This window comes from Streptomyces sp. NPDC086549, from assembly GCF_044746205.1.
Classification (GTDB): Bacteria; Actinomycetota; Actinomycetes; order Streptomycetales; family Streptomycetaceae; genus Streptomyces.
The window spans coordinates 61,748-88,711 of the sequence record NZ_JBIVBS010000006.1; the positions used below are offsets into that span (position 1 = coordinate 61,748).

Annotated in this window: 25 protein-coding genes and 1 riboswitch; of the genes, 7 read left to right on the forward strand and 18 right to left on the reverse strand. The window is 71.2% G+C overall.

The annotated features are described in order from the left end of the window. Positions 1-208: 208 nt before the first annotated feature. Complete coding sequence (locus tag ACIPSA_RS20515; RefSeq protein ID WP_402636862.1) at positions 209-1,435, forward strand: glycoside hydrolase family 18 protein; 1,227 nt, start codon at positions 209-211, stop codon at positions 1,433-1,435. 67 nt (positions 1,436-1,502) lie between these two features. On the opposite strand, the gene ACIPSA_RS20520 is transcribed toward ACIPSA_RS20515, so the two are convergent. From ACIPSA_RS20520 to ACIPSA_RS20540, 5 genes are all read right to left on the reverse strand, one after another. Next, entirely contained in the window at positions 1,503-2,162 is a 660-nt protein-coding gene (locus ACIPSA_RS20520; RefSeq protein WP_402636865.1) for a TetR/AcrR family transcriptional regulator, read from the reverse strand. Between the two features lie 77 nt (positions 2,163-2,239). Next, positions 2,240-2,380: an SCO1431 family membrane protein gene (locus tag ACIPSA_RS20525; RefSeq protein ID WP_402636868.1), complete on the reverse strand. Its 141-nt coding sequence runs from the start codon at positions 2,378-2,380 to the stop codon at positions 2,240-2,242. A gap of 100 nt (positions 2,381-2,480) precedes the next feature. Beyond that, on the reverse strand, positions 2,481-3,842 hold the full coding sequence (locus ACIPSA_RS20530; RefSeq protein WP_402636871.1) for a peptidase C39 family protein: 1,362 nt from the start codon (positions 3,840-3,842) through the stop codon (positions 2,481-2,483). Positions 3,843-4,027: 185 nt separating this feature from the next. Next, on the reverse strand, positions 4,028-5,569 hold the full coding sequence (locus ACIPSA_RS20535; RefSeq protein WP_402636874.1) for an amino acid permease: 1,542 nt from the start codon (positions 5,567-5,569) through the stop codon (positions 4,028-4,030). A 37-nt stretch (positions 5,570-5,606) separates the two neighbouring features. Next, the gene (locus ACIPSA_RS20540) at positions 5,607-6,563 is read right to left on the reverse strand and encodes a hypothetical protein (RefSeq protein WP_402636877.1); all 957 of its coding nucleotides are present in this window, start codon (positions 6,561-6,563) and stop codon (positions 5,607-5,609) included. Positions 6,564-6,813: 250 nt separating this feature from the next. Here ACIPSA_RS20540 and ACIPSA_RS20545 point away from each other — a divergent pair, with 250 nt between their 5' ends. Continuing rightward, entirely contained in the window at positions 6,814-7,434 is a 621-nt protein-coding gene (locus ACIPSA_RS20545) for a uridine kinase (RefSeq protein ID WP_402637712.1), read from the forward strand. 431 nt (positions 7,435-7,865) lie between these two features. Then, a complete protein-coding gene (locus ACIPSA_RS20550; protein ID WP_402636880.1) occupies positions 7,866-9,728 on the forward strand; it encodes an AAA family ATPase in 1,863 nt (620 codons plus the stop codon). 128 nt (positions 9,729-9,856) lie between these two features. Here the strand turns inward: ACIPSA_RS20550 and ACIPSA_RS20555 are convergent, their stop codons facing one another. The 9 genes from ACIPSA_RS20555 to ACIPSA_RS20595 form a co-directional block, all read right to left on the reverse strand. Further along, positions 9,857-10,942, reverse strand: a complete 1,086-nt coding sequence (locus ACIPSA_RS20555) for a hemolysin family protein (RefSeq protein WP_402636883.1) — start codon at positions 10,940-10,942, stop codon at positions 9,857-9,859. Further along, complete coding sequence (locus tag ACIPSA_RS20560) at positions 10,939-12,273, reverse strand: hemolysin family protein (RefSeq protein ID WP_402636886.1); 1,335 nt, start codon at positions 12,271-12,273, stop codon at positions 10,939-10,941. Before ACIPSA_RS20560 ends, ACIPSA_RS20555 begins: the two co-directional genes overlap by 4 nt. A gap of 204 nt (positions 12,274-12,477) precedes the next feature. Further along, positions 12,478-12,942 (reverse strand): PH domain-containing protein, encoded by a 465-nt coding sequence (locus ACIPSA_RS20565; RefSeq protein WP_402636889.1) that lies wholly within the window; start codon positions 12,940-12,942, stop codon positions 12,478-12,480. A 19-nt stretch (positions 12,943-12,961) separates the two neighbouring features. Then, entirely contained in the window at positions 12,962-13,810 is an 849-nt protein-coding gene (hisG, locus tag ACIPSA_RS20570) for an ATP phosphoribosyltransferase (protein ID WP_402636892.1), read from the reverse strand. A gap of 52 nt (positions 13,811-13,862) precedes the next feature. Further along, positions 13,863-14,135: a phosphoribosyl-ATP diphosphatase gene (locus ACIPSA_RS20575; protein WP_019983911.1), complete on the reverse strand. Its 273-nt coding sequence runs from the start codon at positions 14,133-14,135 to the stop codon at positions 13,863-13,865. Positions 14,136-14,168: 33 nt separating this feature from the next. Then, positions 14,169-14,654 (reverse strand): 6,7-dimethyl-8-ribityllumazine synthase, encoded by a 486-nt coding sequence (ribH, locus tag ACIPSA_RS20580; RefSeq protein WP_402636895.1) that lies wholly within the window; start codon positions 14,652-14,654, stop codon positions 14,169-14,171. 21 nt (positions 14,655-14,675) lie between these two features. Then, a complete protein-coding gene (locus ACIPSA_RS20585; RefSeq protein WP_402636898.1) occupies positions 14,676-15,989 on the reverse strand; it encodes a bifunctional 3,4-dihydroxy-2-butanone-4-phosphate synthase/GTP cyclohydrolase II in 1,314 nt (437 codons plus the stop codon). After that, positions 15,986-16,627 (reverse strand): nicotinamide riboside transporter PnuC, encoded by a 642-nt coding sequence (gene pnuC / locus ACIPSA_RS20590; RefSeq protein ID WP_402636901.1) that lies wholly within the window; start codon positions 16,625-16,627, stop codon positions 15,986-15,988. The genes ACIPSA_RS20585 and pnuC overlap by 4 nt, the downstream gene beginning before the upstream one ends. After that, entirely contained in the window at positions 16,624-17,229 is a 606-nt protein-coding gene (locus ACIPSA_RS20595) for a riboflavin synthase (RefSeq protein ID WP_402636904.1), read from the reverse strand. The genes pnuC and ACIPSA_RS20595 overlap by 4 nt, the downstream gene beginning before the upstream one ends. 156 nt (positions 17,230-17,385) lie before the next feature. After that, a riboswitch (FMN riboswitch) is annotated at positions 17,386-17,516 on the reverse strand. Positions 17,517-17,751: 235 nt separating this feature from the next. Between ACIPSA_RS20595 and ACIPSA_RS20600 the strand changes: the two genes are divergently transcribed. Both ACIPSA_RS20600 and ACIPSA_RS20605 read left to right on the forward strand, forming a co-directional pair. Continuing rightward, positions 17,752-18,639, forward strand: a complete 888-nt coding sequence (locus ACIPSA_RS20600; protein ID WP_402636906.1) for an RNA polymerase sigma-70 factor — start codon at positions 17,752-17,754, stop codon at positions 18,637-18,639. A gap of 103 nt (positions 18,640-18,742) precedes the next feature. After that, entirely contained in the window at positions 18,743-19,498 is a 756-nt protein-coding gene (locus tag ACIPSA_RS20605; protein ID WP_402636908.1) for an SDR family oxidoreductase, read from the forward strand. Positions 19,499-19,908: 410 nt separating this feature from the next. Here ACIPSA_RS20605 and ACIPSA_RS20610 read toward each other — a convergent pair whose 3' ends face one another. Further along, positions 19,909-21,153, reverse strand: a complete 1,245-nt coding sequence (locus ACIPSA_RS20610) for an ROK family transcriptional regulator (protein WP_402636911.1) — start codon at positions 21,151-21,153, stop codon at positions 19,909-19,911. A 123-nt stretch (positions 21,154-21,276) separates the two neighbouring features. On the opposite strand from ACIPSA_RS20610, the gene ACIPSA_RS20615 reads away from it, so the two are divergent. Further along, positions 21,277-22,491 carry an MFS transporter gene (locus tag ACIPSA_RS20615; protein ID WP_402636913.1) on the forward strand — a complete coding sequence of 405 codons (1,215 nt, stop codon included), beginning with the start codon at positions 21,277-21,279 and terminating at the stop codon, positions 22,489-22,491. Here ACIPSA_RS20615 and ACIPSA_RS20620 read toward each other — a convergent pair. Further along, entirely contained in the window at positions 22,451-22,909 is a 459-nt protein-coding gene (locus ACIPSA_RS20620) for an acyl-CoA thioesterase (protein ID WP_402636915.1), read from the reverse strand. The genes ACIPSA_RS20615 and ACIPSA_RS20620 overlap by 41 nt on opposite strands. A gap of 108 nt (positions 22,910-23,017) precedes the next feature. Next, entirely contained in the window at positions 23,018-24,277 is a 1,260-nt protein-coding gene (locus tag ACIPSA_RS20625; RefSeq protein WP_402636918.1) for an alginate lyase family protein, read from the reverse strand. A gap of 121 nt (positions 24,278-24,398) precedes the next feature. Here ACIPSA_RS20625 and ACIPSA_RS20630 point away from each other — a divergent pair, with 121 nt between their 5' ends. Next, positions 24,399-25,790, forward strand: coding sequence for a uracil-xanthine permease family protein (locus ACIPSA_RS20630; RefSeq protein WP_402636920.1), 1,392 nt, complete (start codon positions 24,399-24,401; stop codon positions 25,788-25,790). 16 nt (positions 25,791-25,806) lie between these two features. On the opposite strand, the gene ACIPSA_RS20635 is transcribed toward ACIPSA_RS20630, so the two are convergent. Next, a complete protein-coding gene (locus ACIPSA_RS20635; protein ID WP_402637714.1) occupies positions 25,807-26,931 on the reverse strand; it encodes a glycoside hydrolase family 6 protein in 1,125 nt (374 codons plus the stop codon). Positions 26,932-26,964: the final 33 nt, after the last annotated feature.

Below are 26,964 nucleotides of genomic sequence, written 5' to 3' on the forward strand. Positions count from 1 at the left end.
GGCTGTGCGCTGTGAGTATGCCCGATCAGCGACCTCCAGTCACCAGTTAACGACCGCTTACTTCAACAGTCCACCCCAGACTTTCCCGTGCCCGAAATTGGTACGAACCATTGACCAAGTGGTCTAGTCCTCCTACGCTCACAGGCCAACGCTTGATCGCGTTCATGCCAATCGGCGCGCGTTCCCCTCCCCCCAAGAGGAGACACCGATGCACACTCCCCGCAGGTCCGTCCGGGCGCTGCTGTCCGCCGCCTGTTGCGCCGCCCTCTGCGCCGGGCTGCCGGCCGGCGCGGGCACGGCCACCGCCGCCGTTCCCACCGCGCCGAAGGCCGCCGGCTCGAAGGTCGTCGGCTACTTCACCGAGTGGGGCACCTACGACCGCAAGTACTACGTCAAGAACATCGAGACCTCCGGCTCGGCGGCCAGGCTGACCCACATCAACTACGCCTTCGGCAACGTGACCGGCGGCAAGTGCGCGATGGGCGACTCCTACGCGGCGACCGACCGCGCCTACACCGCGGCCGAATCGGTGGACGGCGTCGCCGACACCTGGGACCAGCCGCTGCGCGGCAACTTCAACCAGCTCCTCAAGCTGAAGAAGAAGCATCCGGGTCTCAAGATCCTCTGGTCGTTCGGCGGCTGGACCTGGTCGAGCGGCTTCGGCGAAGCCGCGAGGAACCCCGCCGCATTCGCCCAGTCCTGCTACGACCTGGTGAAGAACTCCAAGTGGGCCGGCGTCTTCGACGGCATCGACATCGACTGGGAGTACCCGAACGCCTGCGGCAACACCTGCGACACCAGCGGCCGGGCCGCCTTCAGGAACCTGATGGCGGCGCTGCGCTCCAAGTTCGGCAGCAGCGCGCTGGTCACCGCGGCGATCACCGCCGACGCCACCAGCGGCGGCAAGATCGACGCGGCGGACTATGCGGGGGCGGCGCAGTACGTCAACTGGTACAACCCGATGACGTACGACTACTTCGGCGCCTGGGACTCGACCGGCCCGACGGCCCCGCACTCACCGCTGAACTCCTACTCCGGCATCCCGAAGGCCGGCTACCACACCTCGGCGACCATCGCGAAGCTGAAGGGCCTGGGCATCCCGGCCTCGAAACTGCTGCTCGGCATCGGCTTCTACGGGCGCGGCTGGACCGGCGTCACCCAGGCGGCACCGGGCGGTTCGGCGACCGGACCGGCGGCGGGGACGTACGAGCAGGGCATCGAGGACTACAAGGTGCTCAAGGCCAAGTGCCCGGCGAACGGCACCGTGGGCGGCACCGCGTACGCCAAGTGCGGGAACAACTGGTGGAGTTACGACACCCCGTCGACCATCGCCACGAAGATGGCGTACAAGAACCAGCAGGGCCTGGGCGGCACGTTCTTCTGGGAGCTGAGCGGGGACACCGCGGGCGGTGAGCTGATCAAGGCGATCAACTGAGCTGCGCGCGTGGTTCGGGGCGGAGGCCGCGGCCTTCGCCCCGGCGGTGTCAGGGCTCCCGGCGGTGTCAGGGCTCCCGGCGGGCGGGCTGCGGAGCCGGGTAGGACGGGTCCAGTTCCTCGATGGCGCGCAGGGCTCCGCCCAGCGTCTTCACCAGCAGTTCGCGCATGGTGTCACGGGACAGCTGGGGGTCGTCGATCCAGGCCAGGGTGGCGCCCTCGACGCTGCACACCCAGGAGAGCAGGCCCATCCGGGCGAGCGGTGCGATGTCGCTGCGCCCGTACGCCCCCTCGGCGATGGTCGCGACGATCGCCTCGCGCACCCCGTCCCGGATGGAGTGCACCTCGGTGTCGAAGCCGACCCCGCCGCTGACGATGGTCCGGAAGGCGGCCTGGTGGTGCTCGGCGTAGCACAGGTAGCTGTCGATGGTGCGGTGGACGCGGTCCACGGCCGCCAGTTCGAGCCCGCTCGCGGCGAAGGTGACCAGGCCGGCGACGGAGTCCTGGATGATCGCCAGGTAGTAGCCGCGCTTGGACTGGAAGTAGTAGTAGATCAGCCCCTTGGCGACATGCGCCTGCCGGGCGATGTCGTCCATGGAAAGCGCGTCGTAGGACGTGTCGGCGAACAGCTTCCGCCCGATGGTGATGAGTTCGGCACGACGCGCCATGGAGCGCTCGGTGCCGCGCGCCCTGGGGCGGACGACGGCGGGCTGCTGACTAATATTCAATTCAGACCCTGGTCTCAACGGGCGGCGGGACATCCGCAGTATGTCAGAACGCCATTACCCGTTCGGGCGGCCCGGGGTCACACCAGGCCGAGCTGGGTCACGAGCATCGCGATGACCACGACCAGGGTCCAGCCCATGACGTGCTCGACGATCTTCGGGCCGTCGTCCTTGGGGCCGCCGGTGCGGGCGCGGGTGGCGGTGGCTGAGTGTGCGGTCATGGTCTCTCACTGAGGTCGGACGTACTGGGTGGAATCCCCCACCGATCTGTCCACCTTGCCACCCGCGACGGCTTTTGCGGCAGAGAGGTTGGTCACACGGTCAGCACACACCCACCGCCGCGAGCGCCTTGCGCTGGTGGGAGCTCGGACGCGCCGGGAAGTACAGATAGCAGACACCGCCCGTGCCCGAGACGACCTTGCCGCTCGCGTTGTACCGCTTGGTCCTCAGCCAGATGTTCTCGAACTCCCTCCTGAGGTACACCCGCCGCACCGCCTCGTCGCCCGGCGAGGCCGGGTCGTTGGCGATCACGTCGCCCTCGGCGGTGAAGCCGATCACCGTCATCAGATGGCCGGAGGTGCCGTAACCGGCTCCCGTCAGCTCGGTCTTGAGGAAGGACTGGGACGTTATGGCCGGGACACCGGCCGCGATCAGCGTCTCCAGGTCGGTGAGCGAACCGAGCCGGGTGACCACGCCCTGCAGGTCCTTGTACGTGGCCGCGTAGGCGACGTTGAACGGCCAGTTGCCGCAGCCGGCGTACTGGTAGTCGTACGTGTACCGGGCCGCGTGGTCCACCTGCGGGTCGGCGTAGCTCGGGTCGACCCAGGAGAGCTGCTCGGGGGTGAGCCGGCCGCCCCAGTACTCGATGATCATCTGCGAGGAGGTGGGGCTGCACCAGGCCTCGCCACCGTTGTCGTACTCGGGGTACTGGCCCTTGTGGATCTCCTGGGAGTAACGCGGGACGATCAGCTCTTGGGCCAGGCCGGGCGTGGAGGCCGGGACGGTGAAGCGGTCGGGGACAGCGGAGCCCATGGCGCCGAGCCGCCATACGGTGGGGGTGAGCCTGGTGCCCGGCTTGCGGTACAGGGTCAGCCGCAGCCGGTAGGAGTCCAGGCGCGGACCGGTGGTGGCGTCGTCGACGGCGAAGGTGTCCGTCCAGATGGTGCTCTTGCCGTCGGTCTGGCCGTCCACCGAGGTCCGCTTGATGTCCTGGTCGCCGGCCGCCCAGCGGCCCATCACGTACCAGGGGGTGTCCGTGCCGTCGGAGTACGTGCCCTGCAGCTCGACCTGGAGCCAGGTACCGGCCGGGGTGTGCGCGTTCCAGGAGGCGATCGCCTCGGTCGCGGGGACGCGGAGCCGGTGGACCGGGGAGGTCCAGGTGGCGTACTCCCAGGCGGCGGTCGTGCCGGTGTGCGGATCGGTGTAGTCGGTGGTGCCCGCCGGGGTGGCGATCACGACCCCGGGCCGGGCGCCCGGCACGGCCCGCACTCCCTTGGCGGCACCGGAGCGCCAGTCGGAGTACGTGATCCAGGCGCGGTTGTCGACCGGTCGGGCCTGGCCGGAGTCGTCCGCGTCGTGCACGGACGCGGTGACGGCGGCCGCGGGGCCCGAGCCACCGGCCACGGCGGCGGCGACCGCTGCGGCCAGAACGGTTCTGCGGGACGGCTGTTCGGCTCTGCTCATGGGTGGAAGACCCCCGGTGTCCGAGTGGCAGCTGTGCGCCAACTATGGCCGAGGCAGCATGCCCCTGCCAGCACTTCGGCCCATGCCACGCCCACGAACATTGGTCTCACCCACTGGCGGTGGCCGGTACGCCGGACGGGCCCGGCGCACGCGCATGACGTGCGCCGGGATCCGCGCCGCACGGGTCAGATGAGGTCCATCGCCGCGACCTCGTCCGGACGCCCGTAGCTGACCGGCCCCTGGAAGCGGCGGCGGGCGGTGGCGAACCACCACACCGTGGCCACGACCAGGACGGCGGCCAGGGCGATCGGCGCGTAGTTGAAGGAGTCGACGGTGATCGGCGAGGCCTGCGGCAGCATGAACAGGACACTGCTCAGCACGACCCAGATGACCGCGACCCAGCCGACCGGCCTGCCCCAGCGGCCCAGGTGCCAGGGGCCGGGCCGGAACTCGTCGCCGAGCCGCAGCCGCAGGAAGACCGGCACGGCGTAGGCGAGGAAGAGCCCGACGACATTGACGCTGACGATGGCGGTGAACGCGGTGTGCGACCACCAGCCCGGCAGCACCAGGGCCAGGGAGCAGGCCACCGCGAGCCATACGGCCTTCACCGGCGTACGGGTGCGCGGCGAGACCGAGTGCCACAGGCGGGAGCCGGGCATGGCGCCGTCCCGGGAGAACGCGAAGATCTGCCGGGTGTTGCTGGTGAGGTTGGCGAGGCCGCAGAAGAGCATCGCGCCGATCACGATCAGCAGCAGCGCCTTGGCCCAGCCCAGGCCGAGCCCGTCGATGAGAATCTGGACGGGCGGCGCGGGCGAGCCCGCCACCTTGTCGTAGTCGCCGATGCTGTAGACGAGCGCCAGCATCAGGATCAGGCCGGTGATCGCCGAATAACCTATCGAACGGGTGATCCCCTTCGGGGCGTTGACCGTCGCCCGGACCGTTTCCTCGGACATGTGGAAGCTGCCGTCGAAGCCGGTGAAGGTCCAGCTGGTGACGAGCAGGCCGAGCATGCCGCCGTAAAGCCCGTTCGTGAAACCGGTGTTGTTCACGAAATGCGTCACGAAGGACGCCGACCGGTGGTGGTCCGGCATCACGATCAGTGTGGTCACGATCACCACGAGTCCGATCAGCAGCCACCACACGGATATCCGGTTCAGGACGGCGACGAGCTGGACCGTGTAGGTGTTGGCGAGCCCCTGCAGAACGATGATCAGGGCCGTGATCAGGACCGTCTGGTGCGCGGTCGGCTCGTACGAGGACCACTGCAGGGCGATGAAGGCCTGGATGAAGGTGGCGGCCGCGTACCCGGTGGCGGCGGTGCCGCCGATCTGGCCCACGAAGTTCAGCCAGCCCGTGTACCAGGACCAGGCCCCCTTGTGCCGCTTGGCGAGTTTACCGGCGGAGAAATACAGCGCCCCGCTCGTCGGATAGGCCGACGCGATTTCCGCCATGGCCGCACCGATGAACAGCACCATGACGGAGACACCGATCCAGCCGAAGACGAGAATGCGGGGTCCGCCCGCGTTCATACCGTAGCCGAAGGACGAGAAAATACCCGAGAGGATATTGATGATGGTGAAGGAGATCGCGAAATTGTCGAACGCCTGGAATCGGCGGGTGAGTTTCCGCGGATAACCCATCGCATGCAGGGTCGCATCGTCGTCGAGTGCGATCGGGTCCTCTCCCCCGCGAGCTCCGGCCCGTGGAGTGGATATCCGTTCTGACACTGATCGGCCTTTCTCTCAGTAGGGGTCGAGCAGGACGTCAGGCGGCCCCCGGCACGGGCAGGCCGCAGGCACGCCGGGCCCGGGAGAGCTGCTCGGCGGGTTCACCGAAGACGCTCCAGGGCATGCGCGAGGCGTACGGCCCCATCACCGTGAAGACCGCCCGGGCCTCGAACTCGCGCTGGGCCATGACCAGCGCGTGCGCGAGGTAGGCCAGGTCGAGCACCGGAGTGAAGCGGTAACCGGCCACCGCGGGAAGCCAGTTGTGGTAGATCGCCAGGGCGGTGGAGCGCCACTGGGGCTGCTCCCAGACACGGTCGGCGAGCAGTCGGGTGGGGTTGTAGCTCTCCACGAGAGCGACCAGGGGAAGCAGCCGCAGCACGGAGTCGGCGGGCGCCCGCTGGCTGAGGAAGGCGGCCACGTCCCAGGCCGCGTTGACCGAGCCGCCGTACCGCGTGAAGAAGAAGGAGAGGAAGCGGTGGTGGGCCTCGCGGTTGAACGGGTCGAGCGTCAGGACGTGGGCGAACAGCCGCCAAGGGCCGGGCGGGGCGGTGAGCAGGCCGCCCGGGGCGGGATCGCGCAGCCGGTGCAGCCGGGCCATGGCCAGCTTGGCGACCCAGGGCGTGGGGTCGGCGGGGGCCAGGCCGGCGGCCCGGTCGCAGGCGCCCAGCGCGATCCGCTCCAGGGCCTCGGCCCGTCCGTCACGGGCGTCGGCGGCGCGGACCGCGCGCAGCACGGCCACCCTGGCCCACATCAGGGCCGCCTCCGGGGTCGGCTCCTCGGCCAGCCAGCGCTCGACGAGGTCGGAGCCGGCGGCCTCGGAGGCCATGACCAGGGAGCGATGGGCGCGGAGGCCGAAGTCGGAGCGCGTCTCGACCAAGGCTTCGCGGGCGTTCAGATAACGTCCGGCGCGCACGTCGACGCATACGCTCGCGAGGACACGGTCGTCGGCCGCCGGATGCCACACATACTGCCCTTCGAATAACTCCGCGGCCATCTTCCCCTGTCCGTCCCCGTTACGGCGCATCGCGGTTGCACACGAGGCACTCTACTCACCACCGGGCACACCGGGAACGGCGATTTCGACATATCGGTCAACCGATTCGGAACATTAATGAAACGATTACCGACCGCCTCGGGGGTAGTTCAAGGCGATACGTTTTCCGACCGCCTCCGCGGCCGCCGCGCGGCACCATTAGAATGTTTCCGGAAAACCGCCCACACCGCATCACACCTCGGGAATCACCATTCACGACCTCGCCGCCCGCCTGCGCGAACTCCCCCCGTCCTGCGGACCGGTGCGCCTGATCGGTGTCGACGGGCACGCCGGCTCCGGGAAGTCCACGTTCGCCGGCCACCTGGCCGCCGCACTGGGCGGGGCCCCGGTGCTGCACCTCGACGACATCGCCAGCCACGACGAGCTCTTCGAGTGGACCGGACGGCTGCTGGCCCAGGTGATCGAGCCGCTCGGCCGGGGCGAGACCGCGGCGTACGCGCCCTACGACTGGCGCGCCCGGAGCTTCGGCCCGCCCCGCGCGTTGCCGCCCGCACCCGTGGTCCTCGTGGAGGGCGTCGGCGCCGGCCGCCGTGCGCTGCGCCCGCATCTGGCGGGGCTGCTGTGGATGGAGCTGCCGCACGAGGAGTCCTGGAACCGCGGGCGCCTGCGGGACGGATCCGAGCAGCGGGACTTCTGGGCCGGGTGGGTCCGGGCGGAACGCCGGCACTTGACCACGGACCCGTCGCGGGCGTACGCCGACCTTCTGGTGTTGCAGTCACAGAAGGGGTACGAGGTACTGCCTGGGCCCGGCGTGGCCAATGGACCGGACCAGGAAGTCACTCACGGTGACGGCCCGTCCGCTGTGTGCTGAACTTGTGAAGACCCTTGTCTGAGAACTTGTTCGAGTGCCTCAACTCGGCTTGACCCGGGGGCCGTACAGGACTTACGTTCTCAATGTGCGGCCATTCGGAGCCGCCCCACAGACGCGAAGCCCCCGGTTGTTCCCCCGTGATCGGGGGCTTCGTTCTGCCCTCCGCGCCTTTTTCGGGCGCCGCGCGCATAGATCCGCTCACCCTCAGTCACCGAACCGGTTGCGCCCCGTCTGCTCCCACCTCGCCAAACGAGCCGTGCGGCACCCTTCGGCGGGCACCCGACCCGCAGGTACGATGCCTTCGGTGCGACCTTCGAACGGCTGCTTCGCGCACCTTCAACTCCGGTCCGCGGCACAGCGGTTCGACCAAGGAAGCCGCCGGGCGACTGCTCGGTGGTGAACCAACGGGGGCACGGTTTGTGGGGGACGTGATGGACTTCGGCACGCAGGGCCTGGAGGCCCCGGCCGACCTCGCCTGGCTGCGAGGCGTGGACGCCTACACGATGGGCGCCTATCCGCAGGCCGAGGAGGAGTTCCGCACCGCGGTGCGGATGGATCCCGGGATGGCCGACGCCTGGCTCGGGCTGCACGCGCTGCGCGTGGACACGACGACCGCGCTGCTCAGGATGTTCCGGCACCGGGACCGTTTCGGGGAGCAGCGCGCCCGGCACCGCCGCACCCTCAACTCCTGGTACTGGCTTGGCTGGTGGGTGCAGCCGGTGCTGGAGAGCCCGCGGGACCTGCTGCTCGCGCACGCCTCGCACTGGCTGGACGGCCGGCACGTGCCGGAGCTGGACCGGGCGCTCGCCGGACTCCCGCCCGTGGACGCCGACCCGCAGGTGCGCTTCCTGCACGCCTGCCGGTCCTATCTGGTCAAGGACTGGGAGCAACTGGTCCGGCACACCGATTCGCTGCTCGACGACCCGATGCTCGGTATCGAGGCCGGTCTGTTCGGCGGCATGGCCAGGGTCCGCCTGGAGATGTACGGGCAGGCGGAGCCGCTCCTGGCGGTGGCCCTCATGCGCTGCCGCAGCGAACAGCCCCAGCGCAAGGAGCTGCGGTACTGGCTGGCCCGCGCCCACGAGGGCACCGGGCGCAGCGCGGCGGCACTGCCGTTGTACCGGGCCGTGCACCGCGTCGACCCCGCTTTCATGGACACCTCGGCCCGTCTGGCCGCGATCGCCGAGGCCGACGGGTACGACGATGCGGCCGGTCTGGCGGCGATCACGCTCACCGGCGCCGGGCAGGACAGCGTGGACGGCCCCGACACGTTCGACCCCCTCTTCGGCATCGAGGGCCGCGACCTGCGGTTCTCCGAGCCCGACCTGCCGCCCACCGGTGCACTGCCGTCGGTGACAGATCCGGCGGTGCGCGAGAAGACCATCGGAGCCGCGCCGCTGCCCGCCGGGCCCACCGACCCCGCCCTGCTGGAGGAGGCGCTCGCCGAACTGGAGCGCATGGTGGGCCTTGAGCCCGTCAAGCGCCAGGTCAAGGCGCTCTCGGCCCAGTTGAACATGGCGCGGCTGCGGGCCGGGCAGGGTCTGCCGGTGCAGCCGCCGAAGCGCCACTTCGTCTTCTCCGGCCCCTCGGGCACCGGCAAGACCACGGTCGCCCGCATCCTGGGCCGTGTCTTCTACGCCCTGGGTCTGCTCGGCGGCGACCATCTGGTGGAGGCCCAGCGGGCGGATCTCGTCGGCGAGTACCTGGGCCAGACCGCGGTCAAGGCCAACGAGCTGATCGACTCCGCGATCGGCGGAGTGCTGTTCGTCGACGAGGCGTACTCGCTCTCCAACTCGGGCTATGGCAAGGGCGACGCGTACGGCGACGAGGCCCTGCAGGTCCTGCTCAAGCGGGCCGAGGACAACCGGGACCACCTGGTGGTGATCCTGGCCGGCTATCCGGAGGGCATGGACCGGCTCCTGGCCGCCAACCCGGGGCTGTCCTCCCGGTTCACGAGCCGCGTCGACTTCCCCTCGTACCGGCCCCTCGAACTCACCTCGATCGGCGAGGTGCTCGCCGGGGAGAACGGTGACGTGTGGGACGAGGAGGCGCTGGACGAGCTGCGCTCCATCGCCGGGCACGTCGTCGACCAGGGGTGGATCGACGAGCTGGGGAACGGGCGGTTCCTGCGGACGCTGTACGAGAAGAGCTGCGCCTACCGGGACCTTCGGTTGTCGGCGTACCCCGGGCTGCTGTCCCGCGACGACCTGGCGACTCTCCGGCTGCCGGACCTGATGCAGGCGTACGGCGAGGTGCTGTCGGGGCGGGGGCCGCAGGATCCGTCGGCCATGTAGGTGCCGCGTGCCGGCTCCGGGCTGGGCGGGCGTGGGCACGCTCGCCCGCGCCGGCAGGGCGCCTGCCCCGAGTTCTCGGCCCAGCTCGAAGAGCCCGGGGGGAGGCACGGCTGCCCGCAACCAGGTGGCTAGGTGGCCAGCACCCCCTCGGGCTCCCCGCTCGCCCGCGGCTCCGTCACCCTCGGCTCCGGAGTCTCCCGGTGCGCCGGGTCCCGTACCTCGCCGACCAGCAGCTCCAGTACGTCCTCCAGCGCCACGAGGCCGAGCACCTTGCCGGACGCGTCGGCCACCTGGGCCAGATGCGTCGCGGCCCGCCGCATGACCGTGAGCGCGTCGTCGAGGGGCAGCTCGGACCGGAGGGTCGTCATGGGCCGCCAGACGTGCTGCGGTACGGCCCGGTCCGAGTCCTCCAGGTCCAGTACGTCCTTCACGTGCACGTACCCCATGAAGGCGCCCTTCTCCGCGGCTACCGGGAACCGCGAGTACCCCGTCCGGGCGGTGAGCCGGACGATCTCCCCCGGCGTGACCGACGGAGTCACGGTCACCAGTGACTCGCGCTTGAGGAGCACGTCGGTGACGGGGCGGGAGCCCAGCTCCAGCGCGTCCTCCAGACGCTCCTGCTCCTCGGGGGCGAGCAGGCCCGCCTGGCCGGAGTCCTCCAGCAGACGGTTGAGCTGCTCACTCGTGACGACGGCCTCGACCTCGTCCTTGGGCTCCACACGGAACAGCCGCAGGATGCCCTGGGCACAGGCGCCGAGAGCCACCGTGATCGGCCGGCAGAGGCGGGCGAAAGCGACCAGGCCGGGGCCGAGCCACAGCGCGACCTTCTCCGGCGCCGCCATCGCGAGGTTCTTCGGGACCATCTCACCGATGACGAGGTGGAAGAAGACCACGGCGGCGAGGGCGATGACATAACCGAGCGGGTGAACCACGCCGTCGGGGAGATGGATCGCCTCGAACACGGGTTCAAGCAGATGGGCCACCGTCGGCTCGGCGACCGCGCCCAGCGTCAGCGAGCACACGGTGATGCCGAACTGGGCGGCGGCCATCATCTGCGGCAGCCGCTCCAGGCCGTACAGCACCTGACGGGCCCGCGCGGTGCCGAGCGGTTCGATCTGGCTGCGTCGGACGGACACGAGCGCGAACTCGGCGCCGACGAAGAATCCGTTGGCGAGCACGAGCAGCGCGGCGAAGATCAGCTGGAGCAGGCTCATCGGGCGGCCTCCACAGCGGGAGCCACGGGGGTCGTCCGCACGAGGCGGACCCGTTCCGCGCGGTAGTGCCGGACCTGGCGCACGGAGAGCCGCCAGCCCGGCAGCTCGGCCTTGTCGCCGGGGGCCGGGATCCGGCCGAGCAGGTCGGCGACCAGGCCCGCCACCGTCTCGTACGGGCCTTCCGGCACGTCGAGGCCTATGCGCTGCAGGATGTCGACGCGGCAGCTGCCGTCCGCGTCCCACGCGGGCCTGCCGTCCTCCGACTGAGCGGCGGCGAGCTCGGGGACGTCCTGGCGGTCGTGCTCGTCGCGGACCTCACCCACGAGTTCCTCGACGATGTCCTCCAGGGTGACCACACCCGCCGTGCCCCCGTACTCGTCGACGACGACGGCGATGGGCTGCTCGCTGCGCAGGCGCGCGAGGAGCGGCTGCACCGGAAGCGTCTCGGGGACCAGCAGCGCCTTGCTCGCGATACGGCCGACCGGGGTACGCAGCCGGTCGTGCGACGGGATCGCCAGGGCGTCCTTGAGGTGGACCATGCCGACGATCTCGTCGATCTTCTCCCGGTAGACGGGGAAGCGGGACAGGCCGGTGGCCCGGGTCAGATTGACCACGTCCTCGGCGGTGGCCGAGTCCTGGAGCGCGCTGACCTTCACCCGCGGGGTCATGACGTGCTGCGCGGTCAGGTCGCCGAGGGACAGTGTCCGCACGAAGAGATCGGCCGTGTCCTGCTCCAGCGCGCCGGCCTGGGCGGAGTGCCGGGCCAGGGAGACGAGCTCGCCGGGGGTGCGGGCGGAGGCCAGTTCCTCGGCGGGCTCGACACCGAGGGCGCGGACGAGCCGGTTGGCGACCGTGTTCAGCGCGGCGATCACCGGGCGGAACAGGCGGGAGAAGTGGTACTGCGGGCCCGCGACGAAGCGCGCGACCTGCAGGGGCTTGGACACCGCCCAGTTCTTGGGCACGAGTTCGCCGATCACCATCTGGATCGCCGAGGCGAGCAGCATGCCGACGACCACGGCGACACCGGACGCCGCGCCGTCGGGGATGCCGATCGCGGCGAACGGGCCGCGCAGGAGCTGCCCGAGGGCCGGTTCGGCGAGCATGCCGACGACAAGCGAGGTGATGGTGATACCGAGCTGGGTGCCGGAGAGCTGGAAGGACAGCTCCTTGAGCGCCTCGACGACCGTACGGGCGCGCTTGTCGCCCTCGGCGGCGGCCTTCTCGGCCTCCGGGCGCTCGACCGTCACCAGGCCGAACTCTGCCGCCACGAAGAAGCCGTTGGCGAGGATCAGCAGGAACGCCGCTCCGAGGAGCAGCAGGGGGATGCTCATGATGCCGCCGCCTCCGCGCTATGTCGGTAGGGGGCGGCGCAGGTACTACAGGACGATCCGTCCATCGCCGGAGAGGGTCACTCCTCGGGTAGCAGGAACCCCTGTGCGCCGGGCGGCACGACAGGGGCGGAGGCGCAACGAAAACGCCTCCGTCACCAGATTAATCAAGACACGCGTCAATGTGGCAGGGCGAACGCCCCTGAGTCAGCCCTCATCCTGCCCGGAATCCCTTGTGGCGCGAGCCTCGGCGAGCGCCCGCAGCGTGCGCGCGTCGGCGATGGCACGCTTCTTGGCGATGCCCGGCTGGATGCCGAGCGCGGGCAGGCTGGTGCCGTCGCTGAGGTTCAGGAACACCCACGGGTCACCCGGGCGGAGGTTCACCTGGAGGATTTCCGCCCAGTCCAGGCGCCGTCTGGTGACGATGTTCACGACGGTGACGCCGGTCTCGTCGGCGACCACCTTCACCCGGGCGAGCTGGGCCAGCGCCCAGAAGCTGAGGCCGCCGGTGACGATGAAGGTGAGCCGGTCCCCCGGGCCGAGCTGATCCAGCAGCAGGGACACCCCCGACAGCACCGCGAAGATCGCGACTCCGGCAGTGAGCAGGACCACACGGGTGCGGCCCGGCCGGAACGTGACGGGGAGGGCGGGAAGGGGTGTGGGTTCGGACATCGGTGTGCGGCCCCCGGGATCAGAGGCGGCAGGCGTGGATGGCCGTGGTCAGGATGGCCCGCGCGCCGATGGCGTACAGGTCGTCCATGATCCGCTGGGCGTCCTTGGCGGGGACCATGGCGCGGACGGCCACCCAGCCCTCGTTGTGCAGCGGGGAGATGGTCGGACCCTCCAGGCCCGGGGTGATGGCGACGGCCGCCTCCAGGTGCTCGGCGCGGCAGTCGTAGTCCATCATCACGTAGGTCCGGGCCACCAGGACGCCCTGCAGGCGGCGCAGGAACTGCTGGACCTTGTGCTCCTCGGTGTCCGCGCCGGTACGCCGGATGACGACGGCCTCGGACTTCATGATGGGCTCGCCGATGACCTCCAGGCCCGCGTTGCGCAGCGAGGTGCCGGTCTCGACGACGTCCGCGATGATCTCGGCGACCCCCAGCTCGATGGCGGTCTCGACGGCGCCGTCGAGGTGGACGACGGAGGCGTCGATGCCGTTGTCGGCGAGGTGCTTGGCGACGATGCCCTCGTAGGACGTGGCAACCGTCAGGCCGTTCAGGTCCTCGACGCCCTTCGCCGTGCCGGGCTTGGTGGCGTAGCGGAAGGTGGAGCGGGCGAAGCCGAGCGGCAGGATCTCCTCGGCGTTGGCGCCGGAGTCGATGAGCAGGTCGCGGCCGGTGATGCCGATGTCGAGGCGGCCGGAGGACACGTAGATCGCGATGTCGCGGGGGCGGAGGTAGAAGAACTCGACCTCGTTCGCCGGGTCGACGATCCGCAGTTCCTTGGACTCCCGGCGCTGCAGGTAGCCGGCCTCATGCAGCATGTCCCCCGCAGGGCCGGACAGTGAACCCTTGTTGGGGACGGCGATGCGCAGCATGAGGTCGGCTTCCTTTGTTCGTGCGTGCGGTGTGAAGGGTGGCTCTTACGGCTCAGAGGTGGGCGTAGACGTCGTCCAGGGAGATCCCGCGGGCGACCATCATCACCTGGACGTGGTAGAGCAGCTGCGAGATCTCCTCGGCGGCCGCCTCCTTGCCCTCGTACTCGGCGGCCATCCAGACCTCTGCGGCCTCTTCGACGACCTTCTTGCCGATGGCATGGACGCCCTTCCCGACCAGCTCTGCGGTGCGGGACGTGGCGGGATCGCCCTGGGCGGCCTTGTGCTGGAGCTCGGTGAAGAGCTCCTCGAACGTCTTCTTGGACATGGTGATCCCACCCTACGCGGTTTGCGCGACCCCCTAGTGCCAGGGTTCAGATACTGAGCGGAGCGTGCACGCGGTCGCCACGGCCGCCGTCACCGCCTCGTGCCCCTTGTCCTCGTTGGAGCCCTCCAGGCCGGCCCGGTCCAGGGCCTGCTCCTCGGTGTCACAGGTGAGCACGCCGAAGCCGACGGGGACGCCGGTCTCGACGGAGACCTGGGTGAGGCCCTGGGTCGCGGCCTGGCACACGTAGTCGAAGTGGGGGGTGCCGCCGCGGATGACGACGCCGAGCGCGACGACCGCGTCGTAGCCGCGGCCCGCGAGGACCTTGGCGGCGACCGGCAGCTCGAAGCAGCCGGGGACCCGGATCAGGGTCGGCTCGTCGATCCCCAGTTCGTGCAGGGCGCGCAGGGCGCCGTTCACCAGACCGTCCATCACCTTCTCGTGCCACTGTGCCGCGATGACGGCGACCCTGAGGTCGCTCGCGTTGCGTACGGACAGTTCCGGTGCACCCTTGCCGCTCACGTCTCTCCTTCAGTGCTTTTCTTACTGGTTGCCACAGGTGGCCGCCGACACGGCCGCGGAAGCTGCCGCGGTCGGCGTGTCCAGCCAGGGCAGGTCGTGTCCCATCCGGTCCCGCTTGGTGCGCAGGTAGCGGAGGTTGTGTTCGCCCGCCTGTACGGGCATCGGCTCGCGCGCGGTGACCTTGAGGCCGTGGCGCAGCAGCGCGTCGGTCTTCTCGGGGTTGTTGGTCATCAGGCGCAGGCTGCGGACGCCGAGGTCCGCCAGGATCCGCGCGCCGGCGCCGTAGTCGCGGGCGTCGGCGGGCAGGCCGAGTTCGAGGTTGGCGTCGAGGGTGTCGTGGCCCCGCTCCTGCAGTTCGTAGGCGCGCAGCTTGGACAGCAGGCCGATGCCGCGGCCCTCGTGCCCGCGCAGGTAGACCACCACTCCCCGGCCCTCGGCCTGGATGCGCTGCAGGGAGGCGTCCAGCTGGGGGCCGCAGTCGCAGCGCGCGGATCCGAAGACGTCTCCGGTGAGGCATTCGGAGTGGACGCGGACGAGGACGTCCTCGCCGTCGCCGATCTCGCCGTGGACGAGGGCGACGTGCTCGACGCCGTCGGCGGCGGAGCGGTAGCCGTACGCGGTGAACGTGCCGTGCTTCGTGGGCAGGCGGACCTCGGCCTCACGGTGGACGGTGGGCTCGGAGTCCCGGCGGTAGGCGACCAGGTCCTCGATGGAGATGATCGTCAGGCCGTGCTTGCGGGCGAACGGGATCAGCTCGGGCAGGCGCAGCATGCGGCCGTCCTCGCCGGCGATCTCCACGATCGCGCCGGCCGGGCGCAGGCCCGCGAGGCGGGCGAGGTCGACGGCCGCCTCGGTGTGGCCGTTGCGGACCAGGACGCCGCCGGGCCTGGCGCGCAGCGGGAAGACATGGCCGGGGCGGACGAAGTCGCCGGGCTCCGCCGTGCCGTCGGCGAGCAGCTGGAGGGTGGTCGCTCGGTCGGCGGCCGAGATGCCGGTGGTCACGCCATGAGCGGCGGAGGCGTCCACGGAGACCGTGAACGCGGTCTTCATCGACTCGGTGTTGTCCTCGACCATCTGCGGCAGCCGCAGCCGGTCCAGCTCCTCACCCTCCATGGGGGCGCAGATCAGTCCGCGGCACTCGCTCATCATGAAGGCGACGATCTCGGGGGTCACCTTCTCGGCGGCCACGACGAGGTCGCCCTCGTTCTCCCGGTCCTCGTCGTCGACGACCACGATGGGGCGGCCGGCCGCGATGTCGGCGATGGCCCGCTCGACGGGGTCGAGGGTGAAGTCCTCGATGCTTTCGGTGCTGTACAGGATCGGTGCCGCGCTCATGCGGGCGCTCCTTCCAGAGCGGGCTGCGAGCCCTGACGGGAGCGCAGCCACCAGTCGCGCATGCCCCACAGGACGAGTGCGCCGTAGATGACGTAGACGAAACCGGAGAAGGCGTAGCCGTTGGCGAAGTTCAGGGGCACGCCGACCAGGTCGACGAGGAGCCAGGCGAACCAGAACTCGACCATGCCGCGCGCCTGGGCGTACATGGCGACGACGGTGCCGACGAAGATGTAGGCGTCCGGCCAGGGGTCCCAGGACAGGGACGGGTAGGCCTTGAACAGCAGGGCCACGGCGACGGTGCCGACCGCCGCGGCGCCGAGCATCGCCGCGCGCTCGCGCCAGGTGGCGAAGCGGACGGAGATGTGGCCGTCCTCGCTCTGCCCCTTGCCGCGCTGCCACTGCCACCAGCCGTACAGCGCGACGGTCATGACGACGGCCTGCTTGCCGGCGCTGCCGGTCAGGTGACCGTAGAAGGCTCCGAAGAGGATCAGTCCGGACAGGAACTGCACCGGCCAGCTCCAGATGGACCGCCGCCAGCCGAGGGCGAGAGCGACCAGGCCGAAGATGTTGCCGATCATGTCCGACCAGAGGATGTGCTGGTCGAAGAGGACGAAGGCCTCCTTGTTCAGCCAGTTCACTGGCCGGCCCCCTGCCCGGCGGCGAGGAGCCGCTCGACGTACTTGGCGATGACGTCGACCTCGAGGTTGACCGGGTCGCCGGGCTGCTTGAGGCCGAGCGTGGTCAGGGCGAGGGTGGTGGGGATGAGGCTGACGGAGAAGTAGTCCGGGCCGGCCTCGACGACGGTGAGGCTGATGCCGTCGACGGTGATGGAGCCCTTCTCGACGACGTAGCGGGCGAGGTCCGCGGGCAGCGAGACCTTCACGATCTCCCAGTTCTCGGACGGCTTGCGCTCCAGCACCTGGCCGGTTCCGTCCACGTGCCCCTGCACGATGTGCCCGCCGAGGCGCGCGCCCACGGCGGTGGGGCGCTCCAGGTTGACGCGGGAGCCGACGGCGAGGACGCCCAGGCTGGAGCGGTCGAGGGTCTCGGCCATGACGTCCGCGGTGAACTCGTCGCCCTCGTGCTCCACGACGGTGAGACAGACGCCGTTCACGGCGATGGAGTCGCCGTGCTGCGCGCCCTCGGTCACGACGGGGCCACGGAGCCTGAAGCGGGAGGCGTCGCCGAGATTCTCGACGGCGGTGACCTCACCCAGTTCTTCGACGATTCCGGTGAACACTTCCCGGGTCCTCCTGCCTCAATAGGGCACGGACTCCGGGGCCTGTCGATGACGACAGAATCTACGGGTGAGCACACCGAGAGCGACGCCGAAAAGGACTCGTCCGACTGCGGACGAGCCCAGATACGGCGGCGCGCATATGTGTATGCCCGCCCGCCGCGCACTGCCTCCCATCCGGACTTTAACCGTCGGTCCAGGAATTTCACCTGGTCAACCGGCCGCTGGAAGCGACCGGGTCGCGGACTGTAACCGCCGGTTCGGACTTTCACCGACCCCGGAGTGCGCTGCTTCTGGTACAGATCCAGTGTGCCACGCCCGATGGTCATCCATGCAGGCGGCCCGTGTGGGGTGGCTCACAGGCCGCATTGCCCGCCTTCCGTGGGCCGCTGACGATCCGTCGGAACCCGGCCGGAACCCATTGACCGAATGGTCTAGTCCTTTTAGGGTTCGGGTGGGCCCGGCGGCGGTGACGACGGCCCTTGCCCGCCGCCGGGTCTTCGGGCGCTCTGGCAGGCTGAGCGCATGACGACGCCGACCGCCGAGGAGTTCGAGACCCACCGCCCGCGTCTGTTCGGCCTGGCCTACCGGATGCTCGGCTCCGCGGAGGAGGCCGAGGACACGGTCCAGGACGCGTTCCTGCGCTTCGACGGCGCCGACCGCACAGCCATCGAACATCCGTCTGCCTGGCTGGCCAGGACGGTCACCAACCTCTGTCTCAACCGGCTGACCTCGGCCCGCGCCCGGCGCGAGCAGTACGTCGGGGACTGGCTGCCGGAGCCGGTCGTGACCTCCGACGGCACCCTCGGGCCCCTGGAGTCGGCGGAGCAGCGGGACTCCGTGTCGATGGCGATGCTGGTCCTGCTCGAGCGGCTGACTCCGACCGAGCGGGCGGTGTACGTGCTGCGGGAGGCGTTCGGGTACGGGCACCGGGAGATCGCGGACGTACTGGACCTGGGCGAGGCCAACTGCCGTCAGCTGTACCGGCGGGCGGTGCTGCGGGTGGCCGCGCCCGAAGGACGGTTCGATGCCGTTCCCGAGCGGCAGGAGAAGCTCGTGGCGTCCTTCATCACGGCGGCCCGGGACGGCGATCTGGTCGGCCTGGAGAAACTGCTCGCGGCCGATGTGACCTGGTGGAGCGACGGCGGCGGCAAGGTGTCGGCTGCACGGCGGCCGATCGAGGGCCGCGAGAAGGTCCTCCGTTTCCTGGTGGGTGCGTCCCAGCGGTTCGCGGCGGGCTTCGAGTACACGGCGGCCGAGGTCAACGGCGCGACCGCGCTGGCCGCGTGGGCGAGCGACACGCTGGTCGGTGTCGTCTGCTTCGAGGAGCGGGACGGGCTGATCGCGCGGGTGCGGGCCGTGGTGAACCCGGACAAGCTGGACTTCGTACGACGCCGGCTGGCACGCCCCTGAAGAGAGTCCCGCCGGACTGTCACATTTCGCGGGAGCTGTCCGGTCTCAGCTGGCGAAGGGGGCTCCACCCGGGAGCGCCCGGCCTGCGAAGGGGCTGAACAGCATGACCACGATCCTGGTGACCGGCGGGACCGGAACCCTCGGCCGGCTCGTCGTCGAGCGGCTGCGCACGGACGGGCACGAGGTGCGGGTGCTCAGCCGGCACGCCCGGTCCCACGCCGTCGACCTGCGTGCCGGCGGTGCCGGTCTGGACGCGGCCGTCGCGGGCGTGGACACGGTCGTGCACTGCGCGAGCTCGCCGAAGGGCGGTGACGAACGGGCGGCGGAGAACCTGATCGCGGCCGCGCGCCGGGCGGGCGCGGGCCACCTCGTGTACATCTCCATCGTCGGCGTCGACCGGGTGCCGCTCGGCTACTACCTGACCAAGCTCGCCGTGGAGAATCTGGTCGCGGAGTCGGGCCTCGGCTGGACGGTGCTGCGGACGACGCAGTTCCACGATCTGCTGGTCCAGTTGTTCCAGACGCTGGCCAAGCCGCCGGTGATGCCGCTGCCGGCCGGGACGTCGGACCAGCCGATTGAGGTGGCCGAAGTGGCGGCCAGGCTGGCCGAGTTGGCGACCGGAGCGCCCGCCGGCCGGGTCGCGGACATGGGCGGCCCGGAGGTACGGACGCTCGATTCGCTGGCCCGCGCCTACCTCAGGGCGACCGGCCGACGGCGGCCACTGCTGAGCGTCCCCCTGCCCGGCCGGACGGCCCGCGCCTTCCGGAACGGCGGCCACCTCACCCCGGAGCAGGCGGTGGGCAAGGGGACGTTCGAGGCGTACCTGACCCACCGCTTCGCGGACGGAACCGCCCGGTGAGACGGACGGGGCCGGGCACGGACCCGCGACTCCGGACCACCCGATGAGGACCGGCCGGCGGGTCGGCTGACGCCCGGTGGTGCGTAGAGCCAGTCCCGGGCTCGCTCCGGCCGGGACATCCACCGCTCCGCAGCGCCCCCGAGGAGGGCGGGGCGGGTCCGTGGGTCCGTGGGTCCGTGGGTCCGTGGGTCCGTGGCTCCGTGGCTCCGTGGCTCCGTGGGTCCGTGGCTCCGTGGCTCCGTGGCTCCGTGGCTCCGTGGCTCCGTGGCTCCGTGGCTCCGTGGCTCCGTGGCTCCGTGGCTCCGTGGCTCCGTGGCTCCGTGACTCCGTGGCTCCGTGACTCCGTGGCTCCGTGACTCCGTGGCTCCGTGGCTCCGTGGCTCCGTGGCTCCGTGGCTCCGTGGCTCCGGCTAACGCTCCCGTGGTGCGAAGAGTTCGTCCTGGGCTCGCTCGCGGGCCGTCAGGAGCGCTCCGCGCAGTACGGCCGTGCCGCCGAGGCCGCTGGCCCGTACCTCGGTGGCCAGTGGGGACATCCGGTGGATCCGTTCCGCCACGCGCGCGGCGAGCGCCTCTCCCCCGGCCTGCCCGAGCTCTCCGCCGAGGACCACGCACCCCGGGTCCAGGATGGCGACGACGGACGCCACACCGATGGCGATCCGGTCGGCGAGGGCATCGAGGAAGCGGGCGGAGCGGGCCGCGTCGTCCTCCGTGCCGCCTTCGCCGAGGACCCGTGCCGCCTCCCGCACCGCCACCGCCGCCGCGCCCGGGTCCGCCGCGGCCCCCGCCAGCCCGTGTTCACCGGCCAGTTCCGCGACCGCCGCCGCCCCGACCAGCGAGTGGTAGCCGCCCTCGCAGTCCGTGGCCGAGGGCAGGGCATGCGTGCCCGGCACCGGCAGAAAGCCGATCTCGCCGGTGCCGCCGGAGGCACCGCGGCGGAGGCTGCCGTCGAGGACGACGGCGGCGCCCGGACTGTGGCCGAGCCAGAGGAGGACGAACGTGTCCCGGTCCCGGGCGGCGCCCTCCTGCTGCTCGGCCATGGCGGCGAGGTTGGTCTCGTTCTCGACACTGACGCGGGCCTGCGGGAAGCGCTCCTGAAGGGCGGCGACCAGTCGGCGGTGCCAGGCCGGCAGGCCCGCCGAGTCGCGCAACTCGCCCGTGGCGGGGTCGATGAGCCCCGGCGCGCCGATGCCGACGGTGTGCAGCCTCCCCCACACCCGATCGGACTCACGCGGGGGCACCCCCATGGCCCCGGCTTCCTCGGCCACCCGCTCCACCAGCGCCGTTGCCCGGTCCAGAGCGGGGCCGGTCCCGGTGTCGCCGCCGATCGGCACCGACGCCTCGGCGAGCACCCGGCCGAGCAGGTCGGACACGAGCACGGAGACGCTCTCGGTGCGGACGTCGAGCGCGGCCAGGTGGGCCCGGTCGGCGACGATGCCGTACAGCCGGGCGTTCGGGCCGCGGCGCTGCTCGCCCGACTCCCCGACGACCGTGATCAGGTCGGAGGCCGTGAGGCGTTCGACGAGGTCGGCGACCGTGGGCCGGGACAGTCCGGTCAACTGCTTCAACTGCCCGGCCGTCAGCGGGCCTTCCTGCTGCAGCAGACGCAGGGCGAGCCGGTCGTTGATGGCCCGGGCGGTGCTCGGTGATGCGGGCATGACGGGAATCCTCCCAGATCGGCGATCCCTGGACCGGCCACTAATTGCCTATCTATCAGGCAGGGTCCCTGATAGTTTACGGCGGTACAGCGGAGCGGCACCCGTCCGGGGAGGGGAAGGACCATGAAAGACGTGGGCTACGAACAGCACGAGATACGGCGCGCCCGGTACGCCGTGGCGGCCGTGTTCGCCGTGCACGGCGCCGTCACCGGCTCGTTCGCGACCCGTGTGCCGTGGATCCAGGACCACGCCTCGCTCGGGGCGGGGCAGCTCGGGTTCGCCCTGGCCTTCACGGCGTTCGGCGCCTCGTGCTCGATGCCGCTGGCGGGCCGGATCAGCCACCGTCTCGGCAGCCGGACGGCCCTGCGCGTGCTGATCACCCTGTGGACGCTGTCCCTGGTGCTGCCGTCCCTGGCGCCGAACATGTACACGCTGTGCCTGGCGATGTTCGCCTACGGGGCGAGCGCGGGCATGGCCGACGTCGCCATGAACGCACTGGGTGTCGAGGTCGAGCGGCTGCTCGACAGGTCGATCATGTCCGGGCTGCACGGCATGTGGAGCGCGGGCGCCCTGATCGGCTCCGCGGCCGGTACCCTCGCCGCCCACCTGGGCGCGGACGCCCGCCTGCACTTCGCACTGGCCGCGGCCACGCTCACCGCGCTCGGCGTCCTGGCCGCCGGCCGGGTACTGGACCTCCAGCCGGCCGAGGACGAGGAGCCGCCGCCGAGGTTCGCGCTGCCGCCCAGGTCGGCGCTGCTGATCGGCGCGGTCGGCTTCTGCGCGGTGTTCGCCGAGGGCGCCAGCCTGGACTGGTCGGCGGTGTTCCTGCGCGACCGCCTGGGCAGCTCCGCGGGGCTGGCGGCGGCGTCGACGACCGGCTTCATGCTGACGATGGCGGTGGCCCGGATCGCCGGGGACGCGGTGGTGAACCGATTCGGCGCGGTCCGCACCGTGCGCGCGGGCGGCGTGCTCGCCCTCCTCGGCGGGCTGCTGATCGTCATCGCGGGCCATCCGGCGGTGGCGATGACCGGGTTCGCGCTGATGGGCCTCGGCATCGCGGTGGTCGTACCGCTGTGCTTCGCGGCGGCCGGACACAGCGGCCCGAATCCCAGTCAGGCCATCGCGGGCGTGGCGACGATCACCTACACCTCGGGGCTGATCGCGCCGAGCCTGATCGGCGGGGTGGCGCAGGCGACGAGCCTGGTGGTGTCGTTCGGGCTGGTCGCCGCGCTGGCGTGCGGGCTCGTGGTCTTCGCGGGTGTGCTGCGCACCGGCGGGCGTGGCGACCGGGCCGAGGTCAGTCCGCGGGCCGCAGCAGTTCCCGGCCCGCGACCCTGAAGCCCTCGCTCCACGGCGCCGGGCGCAGCGTCGCCGCGTCCAGCCGGACCAGGACCCGGGTGCCGTGCGCGTAGGTGACCGCTCCGTCGGTCGAGCAGAAGCGGAAGCCGTAGGTCAGGCCGGTGTTGCCGAGCCGCTCCAGCCAGAGGTGGACGGCGTAGGCGCCCGGCCTGGTGACCGGTGCCTCGTAGCCGATGCGCAGCTCCTTGACCGCGTTGCAGGCGTCGCCGGCGGCCTCCCAGTCGCCGTCGAAGCGGACGCCGTGCTCGTTCCACAGATCGGTCCAGGCCCGCTCGACCATCAGCGGGTAGCGGGCATTGTGGAGCAGCCCGAGCGCGTCGAGGTCGTCGAAGTGGACGGTGACGGGTATCAGCCGGCCGTACGACAGGGCGGGGGCGATCGGGGCTTCGGCGGTCACGGGTGGGGCTCCTGGGCGTCGCTGGTGGTGCGGTGGGGTGGTGGGGGCACCCCTATCCTAAGCGAGCGCTCAGGAGCCCCGGCCGGGAAGCCCCCGAGTCAGCCGTGGTCAGCCCGCTATCGAGTCCAGCTGCTCGGCGGCGGGCCGCAGCGCCCAGAGGTCCCCGCCGGGCGGCGCCTCCAGCCCGGCGACGGCCTTCATCGCCGCCGCGTCGCCCGCGTCGGCGGCCGCGTGGACGACGTCGCTCGCCGCGTACCGGTGGAACTCCAGCTCGGGATGCGACCAGGCGGCGGCCCCGGTGGCCGCGGGCAGCAGATAGTCCACGGCCTTGAACAGGCCCTGCCCGTCCGGCCCCAGATAGGTCCACAGGTTCACGCCGACGTGCCGGCCGATGGCCGCGAGGCGCGTGTAGGCGACGAGGTCGAAGGCCGAGTAGTGCCAGCTGCGCGTCCGCGCGAGCTCCTGCGGCTGACTGCCGTCGGCGGCGATCTGCGGGTCGATCCGCTTCGCGCGTGCGTCGAGTACCGCGCGCCGGGCGAGGTCCTCGTCGCCGGTCGCGTAGGCGAGGGCGGCGAGCTGCATGTCGCAGAAGGTGCCGTGGTTGTTGCCGGCCGCGCCCTCCTGCCGGCCGAAGTCGCTCTCCTTCAGCCAGCCGAGGAAGCCGGAGTTCCACCGCGCCATTCCGGAGCGGTCCGCGGCCGTCCAGCCAGGGGCACCGGTGGCGAGGATGGCGAGCGCGTCGAGGACGCCGGTGTACGACTGCGAGAAGTCGATGATGCCGATGGCCCGGCCGTCGTACTTGCACGGGATGAACTGCGCGTGGTTCAGGTTCGGGTTCATGCGCGTGGCCGGGTCGAGGAACCAGGTGCGCAGGATCTGCCCGGCCTTCCGGGCGTACTGCGCCTTCCCCGTGTAGTACCAGGCGAGCGAAAGGTCGTACGTCGAGTCGAAGACCCGCTCCACGTCCTGGCGGTCGGTGCCGCTGTCGACCTCGGGATTGCGCTGCCCGTCACGCTGGACGTACGGGCAGCCCCAGGGGTTGTCGGCCGTCGGGGCCTGCGTCGGCCACCAGTAGGGGGCCTGGCTCAGGTAGTCGTGGACGTCGCCGCCGGGGGCAGGTCTCGGCTTGTCGACGACCGTCCAGGGGCCCTGGTCCAGCCAGGCGTCGGCGCGACCGGTCAAGTCCTGGAGCGCGCGGCGCAGTCGGGGGTCTCCGCGGTCCAGTCGGGCCTTCGTCCGCTGGAGACGGGTCCCGTCGAGGACAGCCGTCCGGGGAGCCTTCGGTGCCGCGTGCGCCGCGGGGACGAGCACGGCCGCGAACGCCACCATCACGGCCAGCAGCACAGCCGCACGGGATCTTCCACTCACCAGACACTCCGATCATAGATGTGAACGCAGTTCATGAGTAGGACCGTGCGAGCGTAGAACCGCCGGATACGCCTGACAATGGTCCGTACCATCTTCGGTACAGAGAAAGCGAAGCCTCACCATGAACCTCGGCGTGCGCTGGAAGCTGCACGGCGACGGGCGCACGCCCGCGCCCGGAGCGGTGGTACGCCCCGACGAACGGCTCACCTGGCCCCGCACGGTGGGACTCGGCGCCCAGCATGTGGTCGCCATGTTCGGTGCGTCCTTCGTCGCCCCGGTACTGATGGGTCTGGACCCGAATCTGGCGATCATGATGTCGGGCGTCGCGACCGTGATCTTCCTGCTCGCGACGCGTGGCCATATCCCCAGCTACCTGGGCTGCTCACTCTCCTTCGTGGGCGTGGCCGCGGTGATCCGGGCACAGGGCGGCACGAGCGCGACGGTGACCGGCGCGGTGTTCGTGGTCGGCGTCGCACTGTTCCTGGTCGGGCTCGCCGTACGGCGGTTCGGGGCCCGGATCATCCATGCGACGATGCCGCCGATCGTCACCGGCGCGGTCGTCATGCTGATCGGCTTCAACCTCGCCCCGGTGACCGCCTCCACGTACTGGCCGCAGGACCAGTGGACGGCCCTGCTGGTCATGCTGTTCACCGGACTGGCCGTCGTCTGTCTGCGTGGTTTCTGGTCACGCATCGCGATCTTCCTGGGCCTGCTCTTCGGGTACGGGCTCTCCTGGGCCTCCGACCGGGTGCTCGGGAAGATCCACTCGGCGGACGCGAGCGGCAAGGTCACCGACCACTGGCGACTCGACCTCTCCGGTGTCGGCAGGGCCGACTGGATCGGGCTGCCCTCCTTCCACGGACCGTCCTTCCAGTGGTCGGCGGTCCTCGTCGCGCTCCCCGTCGTGATCGCCCTGGTCGCCGAGAACGCCGGACACGTCAAGGCGGTCGGCGAGATGACCGGCGAGCGGCTGGACGACAAGCTCGGCACGGCGATCTCGGCCGACGGCGCGGCGTCGATGCTGTCCACCGCGGTGGGCGGTCCGCCCAACACCACGTACTCCGAGAACATCGGCGTGATGGCCGCGACCCGCGTCTACTCGACGGCCGCGTACTGGGCCGCCGCCGGCTTCGCGCTGCTCTTCGGCCTCTGCCCCAAGTTCGGCGCGGTCGTCGCCGCGATCCCGGGCGGTGTCCTCGGCGGCATCACCGTCATCCTGTACGGCATGATCGGCCTGCTGGGCGCGCAGATCTGGACCAACGCCCGGGTGGACCTGCGCAATCCGCTCAACCTCGTGCCGGCCGCCGCGGGCATCATCATCGGCGTCGGCAACGTGACGATGAAGTTCACGGACACCTTCTCGCTGAGCGGCATCGCCCTCGGCACGCTGGTCGTCATCACCGGCTACCACACCCTGGGCGCCTTCGCGCCGGCCCACCTCAAGCCACAGGAGCCACTGCTGGACGAGGGCACGTCGTCGTACGACGAGGAGACCGGCCGCGCCGGCTCGTAGGCCCCCTGGCCCGCCCTCAGCGCGCCAGTTCGTAGGCGTACGACGGGGTGAACGTGCCGGCCGCCCCCTTGCAGCCGTCCGACTCCCCCGGCAGCTTCACCCACAGATAGGCGTCGATCCGCGCCTCGCCCGTGTCCAGGGTGGGTGTGCGGCCGATCCGGCGGCCCGCCGGGTCGCACCACTCGCCGTCGGCCGGTGCGCCGTTGCCGTTGCGGCTGGTGTCGATCACCGCGCCGAGTCGGGCGGGGCCGCCGAGCGCGTCCAGGACCTGCCTGTCGTAGGCGATCTCGTCGGCCGTGGTGTGGAAGTTGGAGACGTTGCTGAAGATCCCGTCGGAGGAGGCGGCCGACGCGGCGCCGGCCCGCTTCAGCAGGGCCGCCTGCCGGGCGGTCGGGTTCCAGCCGGAGTGCCCCGCGTCGTAGTAGACCCGCGCCCTGGGGTTCGCGGCCTTCAGGACCCGGCCCGCGCGGGCCAGCGAGGCGAGCCGGTCGGCGCGGTCGCCGGCCGGGAGGCAGTCGGACTGGGCGATCGAGTCCGGCTCCAGGACGACGATGACCTCCCCGGAGCCCAGCCCCTGGGCGAAGGCGTCGATCCAGGCGTCGTACGCGGCGAGATCGGGCGCGCCTCCCTGGGAGGCCCCGCCGCAGTCGCGGCCGGGGATCGCGTACGGCACGAGCACCGGCACCCGGCCCTGCGTGGCCGCCCCGTAGGTGACCGCGCGCACCCGCGAGGCGATGGTCTCCGGGGTGTAGTCGGCGAACCAGACCGCGGCCGGCTGGTCGGCGATCCGGGACCCGATGACGGCGGTGCGGGGGTCGTCGGGATGGGCCTGGACCCAGTCGAGCACCTGGGAACCGGGGTTGCGGTAGAGCCGGGCGGGTGCGGTGCCGGTCCGCCTCATCGGCTCGGTGTGGGCGGGGGACGGCCTCGACGGTCTCGGGCTCGTCGCCCCCCTCTTCACCGATGGGGAGACGGCCGGTGTGCTCGTCACGGTCGGCGACGGTACCGCCGGCAGCGGCGCCCTGCCCGGCGTGCGCATGATCCCGGGCCGGGCCTGGCCGGAGCCGCGCCCGTCGTCGAGCGCCGACATCGTCCCGGTCACGGTGCCGATGACGACCACGACCGAGGCGACCGCGACCATCGCGCCGCGGCGGGCGGCGCGCCTGCGTTCGGC